This is a genomic window from Rhizobium sp. 25PS6, assembly GCF_032464655.1.
GTDB lineage: Bacteria > Pseudomonadota > Alphaproteobacteria > Rhizobiales > Rhizobiaceae > Rhizobium > Rhizobium laguerreae.
This window is the reverse complement of the sequence record NZ_JAWDIV010000023.1, coordinates 95,466-108,392: the sequence shown is the minus strand read 5'-3', so window position 1 is coordinate 108,392 and position 12,927 is coordinate 95,466. Positions and strand designations below refer to the sequence as shown.

Here is a 12,927-nt window from a genome sequence, read left to right as displayed (position 1 = left end):
TTGCTGCCAGAGGGGAACCGATGATGACGAGAACGCAGCAGGAGGCGGAACGGGCGCCGGGGCCGCAGCCGCTCCATGTCAGCCTGGTGGCGCTGCCGGAGGCAGCACTATCGACGTTGAGCGGGATCTTTGATGTAATGAACGCCTTTTCCATCGTACCTCCGGACGGCGGCATTACGAAGACACCACCTTTCCACGTCGAGATCGTCGGCGAACGGGCCGGCCCGCTGACGCTCGCCAGCCGCGTGCCGATTGTGGTGCAGCGGCCGGTCGCCGAAATCGACCGGACCGACATCGTCATCGTGCCGTCGGTCGTGCTCGGGCCGGAGGGCTGGGAGAAGCGCCGCTATCCTGCGCTGGTGGAATGGTGCCGGAGGATGCACGCGAAAGGGGCGCTGATCTGCTCAGCCTGTTCGGGAATCTTCCTGCTTGCCGAGACCGGGGTGTTCGATGGCGCCGATGCCACCGTCCACTTCGGCTATGCCCAGACGTTCCGCGACGCCTACCCGCAGGTCCCGATCCATCCGGAACAGGTGCTGGTAGTCGCTGGCCAACGCGACGAGTTGATTACGTCCGGCGCCTCGATGACATGGCACGATCTCGTTCTCTACCTCATCGCCCGCCATGCAGGGGCGACGGCGGCGCAGACGGTGGCCCGCTATTTTGCGCTGCAATGGCACCAGGACGGGCTGGCTCCCTACATGGTCTTCGAGGGGCGGCGCGACCACCGCGACCAGGCGATCCAAACTGCACAGGACTGGCTTGCCGCCCATTATTCCGTCGCCAACCCGTTGGAGGAGATGGTCAAGCAGGCGGGGCTGACGGAACGGACCTTCAAGCGACGGTTCACCCAGGCGACCGGCATGAGCCCGATCGTCTATGTCCAACGGCTGCGGATCGAGGAGGCGAAGCGGCGGCTAGAGCGAACTGAGGCTTCCGTCGACGAGATAAGTTGGCAGGTAGGGTACGAGGAATCCGCCTTCTTTCGACGTTTGTTTAGGAGGATAACCGGCTTGGCTCCGGGGAACTATCGCCGCCGGTTTCAGGTGCCGGCCTATGCTAGGCGGCCTGCTAACAGCAAATAGATTTGGCTAATCGTTGAAGCACTAACGATCGGCACCAGAAAACAGGACAGGCATGGTTTCGTCTCAGGCTCTGCTGCCAGTGCGGCCATGTCGGCTGCTGCGACCAATCTCCGCTCGCCCCGCCACCGCGCAGGCGGCACCCGCCCTCACTCGCAGTGGTTGCCGACGACAGGGCGTCGCGCCTAAACCAATGTGATGTCTGCTTTCGAGCAGAGGCAAAGGCTCGCGTTATGACCGACATGAGGCGCGAAGCCGACGTTCAGCGTATAAATAGCAATTTGGTTGCGACTCTGATTTGTTCCCTATATGTTCTTCGCAAGACAAGGAGAACGCTATGAATCTCGAGGGTGAAGTATGTGTTGTAACCGGCGCAAGCCGCGGTATCGGACGCGGCGTGGCTTTGGCATTGATCGAGGCTGGCGCGACCGTGCACGTCACAGGGCGGACCCGCACCGAAACAGAGGCATCCGCTCATCCACAAGGCTCTGGCTCGCTTGAGGGCCTCCGTGAGGAGGCAAAAGGCTTGCCTGGTGAGCTGGGCATTCATTATTGCGACCACGCCGATGACCGCCAAACCAAATCCGTCATCGCCGGTATTTTGCACCGGCATGGCAAGATCGACTTGCTCGTTAACAACGCCTGGCCAGGCTATGAGAATATGGTGGAGAACGACGAGTTCACATGGGCGCGCCCGTTCTGGGAGCAGCCCATATGGCGTTGGGACGCGATGATAGGCGTCGCCTTGCGCGCCGCTTTTGTCGCATCTTCCGCTGTAGCGCCCGCCATGATCGCTCGACGTCGTGGATTGATAGTCAATATCTCGTTCTGGGCAGCGGAGGTTTTTGAAGGGAACGCGATTTATGGCGTCGCCAAAGCCGCAGCCAATAAAATGGCGGCGGATTTCGCCCATGACCTGCGCCCCCATGGTGTCGCTGCATTGGCACTTTATCCGGGATTGGTGCGCACCGAGGCGGTGTTGCGCGCCGCCGAGTATCTTGATCTGTCGAACTCTGAGTCGCCGCGTTTTATTGGCCGAGTGATAGAAGGCCTCTGGCAAGACTCGCAGTTAATGAACAAATCCGGATCGGCACATGTCGCCGCGAATCTAGCGCAAGAGTATGACATCTCCGACATCGACGGCAAGCGACCGCGCCCACTCGCCATACAGGATTTTAAAGCCCCTTGAGACCGAACGCCTTCTCAGCAGCGGCAATTCGAACCCATAAGGTAAAATCTAGCGTATTCTGAACCGCTATTGTTTTTAGTGCCAATTGGATCAGCAACCCCGACCTCTCGCTCTACATAGAAAATCACGCCTTGAAAGGACTCGAACCGGCGACACCCTATTCAAATCTGAGGTTGTTCACCTGCAACAAGCTTAAAAGGCAGGCAGCGCTCCACGCTCACCGCTCAAACCGCTCTAGCTTTTTTCTCAACTGCGCGTTTTGCAACGTTAGCTTTCTGGCCAGCTGATCCCTGAGCACCCTGATCTCGTCATCGAGGCTCATCTCGTTTGCAGTGTGGATAACCTGGGGATCGTTCGCAATGGCCACCGCTTCCTTGCTGCGGCTCCTTTGCTCGCGCAGTGTGACCTCGGCGGTTCGCTTGATCCTAGCACCATCATGTACAGCGGTGACGTCAATACCAGTACCACCGGATGTAGCGGGATCAGCGACCTCCACGATTTCGGCGACTTCGCCGTCGACCTTGTCGTGGACGTCTTTTTCGGCTTCTTTGGAATGCACAGGCTTGAGAGAAATTGCACCGGGTTGACTGTGACGAGGTAGCTCCTCGCCTGCCGGCCGACCATCGCTATTCAGGCTGTCCTCGGCAGGCGTTTCAGTCGAACCAGAACTAGGCAACGCCTCCGGCGAAACCTTCTCGGTCGAGCCGTTTTCTCGCTTTTGTTCGCGTCCCGGTGAGACCAGTCGGGCAAGAAATTTCCAGGGAGACGCCATCTATCCGACCTCGCGCTTTATCCCACAAGCAGGCTGCAAATTTTAGTTTCGGCAACAGCATTCACCGTTGCCAAATTGTATCTCTTGATAAGCATGGAAATGCGGCCGGCGGTTGACCGGCTGCTTATATCAGTCGAGCTTGAGCCGTTTGCGCAGATCGGCATTTTCAGCGCGAAGCTTTTCAGCCAGAAGCTTGCGCAGCCGCTGATTTTCCTCTTCCAACTGCAAGAGATCCGCCATCTCATCGATCGCCGTCATCGGTGCGGGCGCCGCCGCCTGCACGGCCTTTGGAGCACGGCGCACAGGTGCGCGTTTGGCACTCGCCGCAGCTTCGATCACCTTTGTCTTGCGCCCTCTCCTCTTCACACCACCGGCGACGCCGGCCAGAGCAGCTGCTGGCTCTGCCGTAGTGTCAGCTGACGCGGTTTCGAGTGCGGCGGCTTTCTTGGCCCGGGGTTTGCGCTGTTTCTTCGGCGCAATAGGCGTTTCAACAACGATCGGCGCATCGGCACTGGTTGCCGTATCAGTCTCGTCGGCCATGCTCATCTCCTGTGTATCTGATGCAGTTGTTGACGCCCCGAGAGGCGGTGTCAACAACGCATCGGCTTCATCTGGTTCCGGTAAAGACATCTCATTGTTGGATTTGCCACTCTGAGAGCTACCCGACAGAAACGGCAATGCCTCTTCCTCCAGGTCACGAGCCACGGACTTTAGATCCATGTTGCCCCAGATCGAGTTCGGCCTGGTATCAAGCTTTCGCCTGCCGCTTTTGTACTCGACGGCAAAACTGCGTTGCACTTTTTTCAATATAGGAGGGCCTTGGAGGATCCGCGGGATGGTTTGGTGAAATGCTGGTATACCCGCAATATCGGTTAGCGGACTGCCAGTCTATAGGCATGCTCCTATCAGATCCACCGCACCATTCCCGGAGCAGAATTTGTGGCCAATCGAATGCGGACTGGAGCCGCGTGAGGCCACATTGGCGAAGTCGAACCGTACTGAATCAAAAGTTGCACGTGGGCGCGCGGACTTATCGGCGAGCGTCCTTGTTGTGCATCGTCGGAGTCTTAAAAGATTTTCCGCAACCCCGACGTCGGTCTATGTAGCGCATCCAGAGCTCCGGCGTTGCCAGCGCGCGGGCGAAGGCCCGCTCGATCGGCGCCACCGTCGTCACGCATGAACTGCCGAACCCTCATAGAAGAAGCAATGCGCCTGTCAACCTTGTCCTTCTTTGCTCGCCTGTCGGGCCAGTTCCCTTCGATAGATTACGCGATCTTTTTGGCCTAAAACGTGAGCTCCATAGCAACAAGCCGGACTCTGGCCCGGAAAGCTCTCGCCGTGCCAGAACCGTTGACCCCGCTATTTTCAGCGTTGTGGCGGCAGGGTTGGAATGTCCGTTTGTGTGCAAAGTAGAAGTGTCACTTTGGGTGTGTCTTCAGCCATTTAGAAATGCGACACTCGGCATGTCCACTTGCGCTTAGGCAAGCCCCCGACTGGACCGGCTGGACCGGGGGCTGTTGTCGCTGCGCCGGGCTTTGCGCTGCTTTCCGCTTCAACAGCTCTATGAAGTCAGGCAGGAACGCATTGCCTGCCTCCGGCCAGAAGATGCTGCTGGACAGGCCGGTTATCAGCATGAGCGCGCCGATTGCGCTCTTTGCATTTCGGCCGGCGATCTCATTGACATGATATAGGCGGCAGTGGTCAGTGTGGCGCTGCCGGCCGTGCCCAGGATGACCCAGGCGGCGAAATAAAGCACCGGACCTGACCCGCCATCATCATGCGGCGGGCGCCGAACCGGGTGAAAGCCTTAGCCAGCACCGGAGCCCACAGGCCCATAACGACATACAGGATCGAACTGCCGGCGAAGACTGCCTCGATGTTCCTACTAAGATCGTCGGCAATCTGTCGTCCAACGATGGCGGGAATACTGACCGTCCCCCATCCGATGACCTGCGTCACTGCAAGAACAAACAGCGCAACGGCAATATTTTTGTCAGGACCATGGAGATGCATACATAATCTGCCGTTAGAAAAACCTTCGAATAGCAGGCGTCGTATGTCAGACACATGACAGCTGCGCCCGAGCGCGACAGAGGATTCGTAAAAAAATCAGGATTTCTGCGAAAGCTCGGCCTGCTTCATCGCTTGCTGCCTGCCGATCTGCAACATTGCGATACTCCCCAGCACAAGGACGATGGCCGCGATTTCCAAGATGCCGATCTTTTCGCCGGTGGCCCATCCAATCAGCAGCGCGACATTGGGCGTGATATAGGTCGATCCCGAGGCCGCGACCGCGCCCAGCTCCTGCAGCAGGTAATAATAGATCAGGAAGGCCATTCCTGTTCCCAATACGCCGAGGCCGATCGCGACACCGGCCGCTGCATGCCAGTTTTGCATAATGTTGCCCATCCCCGTTCGGTCCACGACGAGCAGAAGGACCAGTAGAGCAAGGCCGGTTTGCCATGTGGCGAGCGCCAGCGGTGGCAGGTTATAGGGCGATAGGAAACGGCGAACGTAGACATAGGAGACGCCGAGGATTGTGGTCGCAGCCAGCATCCAAAACACCCCCGTAATGTTTATGGCCCTGTCTGCCCCCTCCCCTGGTCGGGCGATCAACACGATACCGGCGAAGCCCACGAGGACGCCGGTCAACATCGGAACATTTGGCTTTTCGGTGCGGAGGAACAGATGGGTGGCGATCGTCGTGAACAGCGAGATTGAGCCGCCCAGAACACCGGCGATTCCGGAGGGAAGAAGCGCCGTGCCTTCCGCAATCGCAAAGTAGTAGAACGCTGTCGCCAGCACCCCCATGACAAGGAAATGCGGCAGGTGGCGTACCTGATCCGTATGGATCACACCCTTCCGCCATGCGACGAAAGCCAAGGGAAGGAAGCCGAAGAACACCCGCAGCAGTGTGATCTGCGCCGGCGTGATCAGCTCGGCCGCCCATTTCATGTAGATGAAGTTCGAACCCCAGAAGAGGCCAAGGAGAGTGAAGACCACATAAGTCAGGCGCATGACGACAGTTCCCGTCTCCGGGAAACTCTCGTTGGGAAGACCCTGCTTCCCGATGCAGAGCCGGCCGGATTGCGGGAACATATATCAGGCCTGCGACGTGTTTTCCCGTTCGCTGGCAGGTGGCTTGATGATGGCAAGCATGATGCCACCGACAGCAATAATCACCGATCCTGCTGCGACACCCAAGGTAGGTTTTTCGCCAAAACACAGGAAGCCGATCAGCCCGGCGAAAATCAGCCACGTATAATCGACCGGGCCGACAATCGAAAGCGATGCAAGGCGGTAGCCCTGGACAATGCAATATTGCGCCGTCACTGCGATCGGCCCGAGCAGGATGAACGACGTCGCACTTTCGAAAGAGAGCGGTACCCATTGCGTGGTGGCGGGGCTTGCCATCAGCAGAATTCCGAACGTGTTGACGTACAGCAGCACCGTCATCGCGCGATCGGAGCTGGACAGCATCTTGATCATCAGCCCTTCGACGGCGAGCAGCGCCGCACCGAGTACCGCAATGCCGGCCGGGAAGACGTATGCCAGATGGAACGCGGTGAATGCTCCGCGGGACGCCATGATGAGCACGGCTCCAGCGCAGCAGATGGCAATCGCTCGAAGGTGCTGCCCGTTGAGTCCTTCCTTCAGGACCACAACCCCAAGAGGGATAACGAACACGACATAGAGCAAGCCGATTGCGGTGGCGTCCACGATCGGCATGTTGGCGGATGCGTAGATCAGCGCTCCACCGCCTGAAGCACCGAAGACAGCCCGCATGAAATGGGAGAGCGGCTTTGGGCTTCGATAGGCTGACAGCCTTTCGCGCCGCGCGGCCACGACTAACAGAAGCGTGGCGAGACCGCCGATGTATCTGAGGAAGAGGATTTGCAAAGAACTCGTGCTTCCGTCAGCGAACTTTCCGGATGCAAAAATCAAAGAAAATAATGCTGTCCCGAGAGTCACCCATGCGATGGCTTTGGTATTGGTGTAAAGCTGCCTTGAGCGCATCGCACGTCCTGTAAGGTTTTTCATTTTCATATATGCTGAATACTCGTGCGGCGCTCAAACGAGGAATTTTAGGGGAGCTTGAAGAAAATTCATGCAGATCGGCGGCCGCATCTCGCTCAATGCGATCAGAGTGTTCACGACCGTGGCCAGGACCGGCAGCCTGACGGCGGCCGGCGCTGAGCTTGGCGTCACTCCAGGCGCGGTAAGCCACCAGATCAGGAAGCTGGAAGATGGGCTTGGAGTGAGCTTGTTCCAGCGAGGAAACAATTCTGTTTTCCTCACCGATGTCGGTGAACGATTTTATCAGCAGGTTGCGCCCTTGATCGGCCTTATCGAGCACTCGGCTGGGGCCCTTTCGCGTGATGAGAATGAGATCACCGTGCAAGCATCGATGTCCCTTGCTGTGCGTTGGCTCATCCCCGCTCTGGACCGTTTTCGTGCTGTCTGCCCCAAGGCCCGGGTCCGCGTGGAAACAAGTCCCACACCTGAAGGCTTCGCCGCAATGTCGATTTGTGATGTAAGCATTCGCTATTTTCGGGCCATTGAACCTATCCCTGAAGGATGGGAGCTGCTTGAGCGCGATTTCGGTCGGCCTGTCGTCTCTCCGAGCCTGCTTGCGAAAAGCCTTGAACGCCAGGAAACACTGCCCGCGCTGATATGTGCCGCTGGCAATTGGGATTGGAAGCTTTGGTGCGAGGAAACCGGTGTTTCCCTGGCAGAGATTTCCTTTGCCCATCAATTCGACACAGACGACGCCGCGTTTCATGCTTGCGTAGCTGGTCTCGGCATGGTGCTGGCCCCGCCGATCCTTATCGCGAAGGAAACACGATCTGGCGCGCTGGTCGCCCTGCCCGGATATGATCCGGTTGAGATCGGATCATATCGTTACCAGCGCCGCTCGGATTCGAGAGTAGTCAGGCAGTTCTGTAGCTGGATTCATGCCGAGGCCCGTAATCTCGATTAACCGCTGTCGAAAAAGTCCCGTAGGTTTGCGACGGTCGCAATGGGAAGCTTAGCCTCACCGGTCCCTGGTCGTTTTGCCCGCCCTATTCGGGTGGTTCGGTCCATAGCGGTGTGTCAAACGCGGCCTCCTGCTCGGCGCGCTGTGCTTCTCGGCGGTCTTCAGCTCCTGCTCAATCCAGCTCCAGCGACGCTCGCCGCACGCGCTCCGCAGTTCCGCGTTATCCTGATAGTCAAGCAACAAGACTGGTGCTGCCCAGCCCATACCCTTTGCAGGTGGAGGAATTATCGGTGCCCTCGGCGGGTTGATTGGCCTTGGGGGTGCGGAATTTCAGCTACGTCTGCTTTATGCCGAATTCGGCATAAAGGCACATAGATGTCGCGCGCCTGCACAGCAGGCTTGGGATTACCCCGTGGGTCCGGTCCTCCTCCGTGCTTGACCTGGTCGCCGCGACCGTGGGGAAGCGGGAAGTCGCCAAGTCCGCCATCCCTATCGCCAACGCTCGCCAGGTCTGACGAAAAGTCGAACAGGCGCTGGGCGACGAGGTGCACGACCTCGCCTTCCCGCTGGATACGGCCATTGATGGCCATCAAGCTCGCGGTCATCAGGATCCGCCGCTGCGTTCGAACAGCGATGGCCAGACCACGGCATTGACGATGCCGGACTCGTCTTCCAGGGTCAGGAACATCACGCCCTTTGCCGATCCCGGTCGCTGTCGTATGAGAACGAGGCCGGCAGAGCCGCTGGCGGCGACGCCTTCAGGCTCTACCGGTTGGCATTTCAGTTCTGGCGAGGGGCCAGAAGGTCCTTGAGACCGATGTTCTGGAACATCTCGCGGCGGACACGGTCGCCGACCCGGAACACTTCCTCGGCGCCGTCCTGTGACGGGTCGATGAAGACGCGATAAGGCCGCTTCCCGAATGGGAGATTGACTAGGTCGGCGATCGCCACTGCGACTGCCCCCGCGTCCGCATCGGCCGGCTCGAGCGCGGCAAGGCCTTTCAGCGCCTGGTCCGAAACGCCGGCATAGGGGCCGCTCTCATAGACTGCCGCCAGTTCCTTGTCGGCCGGCGAGCCCGCATGTGCGAAGTGGTTGGTGCCCTTCGTGAAGGCGCCCGGTACGACGATCGAGGTCTCGATCCCGAAGCGCGCGACTTCGGCCGCATAGGAAACAGCAAGGCTGTCCATTGCGGCCTTGGCCGCAAAATATGGCGCCAGAAAAGGCGGCGTCCCGCCCCGGGCTGAAGAGGAAGACACCCAGACCAACAGCCCACGCCCTTGCTTGCGTAAGAAAGGAAGCGCCGCCCGGTTCACCCGCTGCGTCGACAGCACGTTGATGTCGTAGAGCTGGGCGTACTGCTCGGGCGTGAACGCCTCCGCCGGTCCGAACACCATATGGCCGGCATTGTGGACGATGGTGTCGAGGCGGCCCGTGTCGGCAATCACCTTTTCCACCCCGAATGTCACCGAGGCGTCATCGCTGACGTCGAGTTCGACGGTGCGAAGATCGACACCATGCTCCTTCGCCCACGCAGCGACCGCCGCGACTTGCGGCGCATTTCGGCCCGTCGTTTCGCGCATCGAGGCATAGACGGTGTGGCCCTCTTTAGCGAGGGCCCGGGCGGAGAGCAGGCCGAAGCCGCTGGATGCGCCCGTAACGAGAATAACTTCCTTCATTGTGAATCTCCTGGCGATGAGAATGAAATCCGCTGAACGGATCGCCTCAGCACATGCCGCCGTTGGCGCGCACGACCTGACCGTTGATCCAGCCGCCCTCGGGCCCGGCGATGAAGGAGACCACCGGCGCGATGTCGTTGGTCTGGCCGAGACGCTCCAGCGGGTTCAGCTTGGCGATGCGATCGATCAGTTCCGGCGTCTTGCCCTCGAGGAACAGCTCGGTGGCGACAGGCCCGGGGGCGACGGCATTCACGGTGATTTCGTGGCCGCGCAGTTCCTGCGCCAGAACCTGGGTCAGAGCTTCAACGGCTGCCTTGGTGGCCACATAGACGCCATAAGTCGGCATCCGCATGCCAAGGACGCTGGTCGAAAGGTTGATGATGCGGCCGCCCTTGCGCACACGCTTGGCCGCTTCTCGGCAAACGTTGAACGTGCCCTTGACGTTGATCGCCATGCTTTGGTCGAAGGTCGCGTCGTCATATTCGGTGATCTTGGCGAGCTTCAGAACGCCAGCGGAATTGACGACGACATCCAGACCGCCGAACTGCTGCTCGACGGTATCGAACATGGCAATGACGGCGGCGGGGTCGGCGACATCGGCCTGGACGACGATGGCCTCGCCGCCGGCTGCCTTGATATTGTCGGCGACCTCGTGCGCCGGACCGGCACTGCCGGCGTAGTTCACGACCACCTTGAAGCCATCCGCCGCCAGCCGCAGCGCGATCTCGGCGCCGATCCCGCGCGACGAACCCGTGATCAGCGCAACCTTGTCATTCTTGCTCATGTCTTGCTCCTGTTTCTCATGCCGCCGACCAATTTCGGCTGCTACAGGAAATAATTTAGGAGATTTCCGTCCATTAAAATAATACATAGGTGTCAGTGTGAGGATGACTGAAAGTATGGCTCGATGACGTTCGACAGTCGCTTGCTGAGTGGTATCGGTGTCGTGTCCGCCGTGGTCGAGGCCGGGAGCTTCGCGCGGGCCGGTGAGGCGATGGGTCTAACGCAGCCAGCCATTAGCCGCGCTGTAGCGCGGCTGGAGGAGCGCGTGGGTATCCGGATCTTCAATCGCACGGCCCGTGCAATTTCGCTGACGGACGAGGGACGCAATTTCTATGAAGCCGTTGCGCCCCTTCTGGCGGGCATCGAGGATGCTGCTGTGCGGGCGGGTGGAAGCCGCGCGGTGGTTCGCGGCCGACTGCGCGTCAATGTGGACGGGACATTCGGTCATCACCTGCTGTCGCCAAGGATAGGCGAATTCCTGGAGCGATTTCCCGAGTTGATCGTCGATGTTGGCGTACGGGATCGAATGGGCGACCTCGTCGGGGACGGCTTCGACGTCGCCGTGCGGTTCGGCGAACCGGAATCCTCGTCGCTGAAGGCGCGGCTGCTGCTGAAGACACGCGTCGTGACCTGCGCCTCGCCGCCCTACGTCGCTCGCCATGGCGAGCCAAAGAGCCCGAAGGACCTGCAAGACGGGCACCGCTGCCTTTTGATCCGCAATGAGGTCACGGGGCGCCCTTACGAATGGGAGTTTCAGCGGGGCCGGCGTGTGATACCGATCGCGGCGAACGGATCGCTCGTGGTCAATGACACCGGATCGCTCCTCGGTGCTTGCCTTGGCGGAGCAGGGATAGCCCAACTCCTTGAACTCTATGCCAAAGACATCATCGCGCAGCGGCGTCTGGTGCCGCTCCTCTCCGAATGGTCCGATGAGACCTTTCCGCTCTATGCGTATCATCATGCCTCCTCCATCGTGCCGGCAAAGGTTCAGGCTTTTCTGGAGTTCGTCCGCGAGATCACGGGTTGAAGCATTCTGCCAGGCGGAGGGGCCGACCCAATGGCCGGCCCCTCGCGTTGTCAGCGCCCGATGTGACTGCGGATGCCGTCCGAGATCTGCTGCAGCGCGCCGACGGTGGATGGCACGTTACGCAGGGCGTTGAGCGCCACGAAGTCGTGGATTGTGCCATTGTAACGAGCGGCCGCGACGTCCACGCCGGCCTTCATCAGGCGATGGGCATAGGCCTCGCCTTCGTCGCGCAACGGGTCGTTCTCCGCCGTGACAACGAGCGCCGGCGGCAGACCCTTCAGTTCGTCGTCGCGGGCGCGCAACGGCGAGACATTTGGGTTGTCGCGGGTCTTGGCGTCTGGCGCGTACAGATCCCAGCCATATTTCATGAAGGCGCGCGGGAGGAAGAACCCACTGGAAAATTCGCGATAGGAGGCCGTGTCGACGCTGGCATCGGTCGCGGGGATCAGCAGTACTTGGTAGCTGATCTTCGGGCCGCTCCGATTCTTTGCCATCAGCGAGATCGCTGCGGCCATGTTGCCGCCGACCGAATTACCGGCCACCGCAATGCGGCTGCCGTCTGCGCCGAACTCGTCGGCGTGCCTCGACACCCAGTCGAGCACAGCATAGCTTTCATCGAGCTGGGTCGGGAATTTGGCGGCAGGAAGCGGGGTATATTCGACGAAGACGCCGACCTGGCCCGAGCCGACGACGATGTCGCGCAGCAGCCGTTTGTGATTCTCGAAGTTGCCGATGATCCATACACCGCCGTGGATGAACAGCACGACGCCCGGCTTGCCGACGACATGGTCAGGTTTCATGATGTAGATCTTCACGGTGCGTCCGTCTTGAGTGATCGTGCGCGTCGTCGTCGTCACGCCCGACATGTCGACCGGGGTCTTGTTCTGAAGACCCGTCAGCACGTCCTGCGGCTGCGGTTGCGGGAGCTCCCAGAACGGGCTTGGATCCTTGTTGACCTCGGCGAGGAAGGCACGGACCTTCGGATCGAGGTTTGGATCCGTTTTGGGATCCGCGTTCTGGGCAAAGGCAGTCTGGGTCATCATCGTTGCTCCGATCAAGAGGGCTGAAATCTGGTTGAGGCGCTTCATGTCCTGTTCTCCGACACTACAGTTCAAAAATGGCCGAGCATGACCCGGCAATCATCGAGACTTGTCTTGCGGACATCTCGGCGACTTCCAGTAAGCTATGATCGAAGGCCGGCTCGGCGGAATTCATGCGAAGGTGTTAATCGATGCGACATCGCCGTAACCCATTGCAATGTAACGTAGAAGCACTTAGCCTTCGTGCATGAGCGTGCGTTTCATACCTACGTATGATATCGTCCAGCCACCGCAACGCAGATGTTTAGATTTCGTCTGGAGACGAAACTCGGGCATCTATGCTTGTTGCCTTGGATGCACCTATTTGAAAGCTGATTTC

11 protein-coding genes and 2 pseudogenes are annotated in these 12,927 nt (G+C 59.5%); 4 read left to right on the top strand and 9 right to left on the bottom strand.

What is annotated here, in order from left to right; all coding sequences use genetic code 11:
- Window positions 1–20: 20 nt before the first annotated feature.
- Window positions 21–1,085, top strand: a complete 1,065-nt coding sequence (locus RWK44_RS28425) for a GlxA family transcriptional regulator (protein ID WP_316029755.1) — start codon at window positions 21–23, stop codon at window positions 1,083–1,085.
- A 334-nt stretch (window positions 1,086–1,419) separates the two neighbouring features.
- Window positions 1,420–2,271, top strand: a complete 852-nt coding sequence (locus RWK44_RS28420; protein ID WP_316029754.1) for an SDR family NAD(P)-dependent oxidoreductase — start codon at window positions 1,420–1,422, stop codon at window positions 2,269–2,271.
- Between the two features lie 217 nt (window positions 2,272–2,488).
- On the opposite strand, the gene RWK44_RS28415 is transcribed toward RWK44_RS28420, so the two are convergent.
- The 5 genes and pseudogenes from RWK44_RS28415 to RWK44_RS28395 form a co-directional block, all read right to left on the bottom strand.
- Window positions 2,489–3,043, bottom strand: a complete 555-nt coding sequence (locus RWK44_RS28415) for a hypothetical protein (protein WP_316029753.1) — start codon at window positions 3,041–3,043, stop codon at window positions 2,489–2,491.
- Window positions 3,044–3,172: 129 nt separating this feature from the next.
- Entirely contained in the window at window positions 3,173–3,850 is a 678-nt protein-coding gene (locus RWK44_RS28410) for a transcriptional regulator (protein WP_316029752.1), read from the bottom strand.
- 788 nt (window positions 3,851–4,638) lie between these two features.
- A pseudogene (locus tag RWK44_RS28405) lies at window positions 4,639–5,056 on the bottom strand (MFS transporter); the annotation flags it as partial.
- Between the two features lie 96 nt (window positions 5,057–5,152).
- Complete coding sequence (locus tag RWK44_RS28400) at window positions 5,153–6,061, bottom strand: DMT family transporter (RefSeq protein WP_316029751.1); 909 nt, start codon at window positions 6,059–6,061, stop codon at window positions 5,153–5,155.
- Window positions 6,062–6,145: 84 nt separating this feature from the next.
- Window positions 6,146–7,090, bottom strand: a complete 945-nt coding sequence (locus tag RWK44_RS28395; RefSeq protein WP_316029750.1) for a DMT family transporter — start codon at window positions 7,088–7,090, stop codon at window positions 6,146–6,148.
- Window positions 7,091–7,151: 61 nt separating this feature from the next.
- Here RWK44_RS28395 and RWK44_RS28390 point away from each other — a divergent pair, with 61 nt between their 5' ends.
- Window positions 7,152–8,024, top strand: coding sequence for a LysR family transcriptional regulator (locus tag RWK44_RS28390; RefSeq protein WP_316029749.1), 873 nt, complete (start codon window positions 7,152–7,154; stop codon window positions 8,022–8,024).
- Between the two features lie 281 nt (window positions 8,025–8,305).
- On the opposite strand, the pseudogene RWK44_RS28385 reads toward RWK44_RS28390, so the two are convergent.
- From RWK44_RS28385 to RWK44_RS28375, 3 genes and pseudogenes are all read right to left on the bottom strand, one after another.
- Window positions 8,306–8,760, bottom strand: a pseudogene (locus RWK44_RS28385) (OB-fold nucleic acid binding domain-containing protein); the annotation flags it as partial.
- 41 nt (window positions 8,761–8,801) lie between these two features.
- Window positions 8,802–9,698, bottom strand: coding sequence for an SDR family oxidoreductase (locus tag RWK44_RS28380; RefSeq protein ID WP_316029748.1), 897 nt, complete (start codon window positions 9,696–9,698; stop codon window positions 8,802–8,804).
- A 46-nt stretch (window positions 9,699–9,744) separates the two neighbouring features.
- On the bottom strand, window positions 9,745–10,482 hold the full coding sequence (locus RWK44_RS28375) for an SDR family oxidoreductase (protein ID WP_316029747.1): 738 nt from the start codon (window positions 10,480–10,482) through the stop codon (window positions 9,745–9,747).
- 123 nt (window positions 10,483–10,605) lie between these two features.
- Here RWK44_RS28375 and RWK44_RS28370 point away from each other — a divergent pair, with 123 nt between their 5' ends.
- Window positions 10,606–11,508 (top strand): LysR family transcriptional regulator, encoded by a 903-nt coding sequence (locus RWK44_RS28370; protein ID WP_316029746.1) that lies wholly within the window; start codon window positions 10,606–10,608, stop codon window positions 11,506–11,508.
- A gap of 50 nt (window positions 11,509–11,558) precedes the next feature.
- Here the strand turns inward: RWK44_RS28370 and RWK44_RS28365 are convergent, their stop codons facing one another.
- The gene (locus RWK44_RS28365; protein WP_316029745.1) at window positions 11,559–12,596 is read right to left on the bottom strand and encodes an alpha/beta hydrolase; all 1,038 of its coding nucleotides are present in this window, start codon (window positions 12,594–12,596) and stop codon (window positions 11,559–11,561) included.
- Window positions 12,597–12,927: the final 331 nt, after the last annotated feature.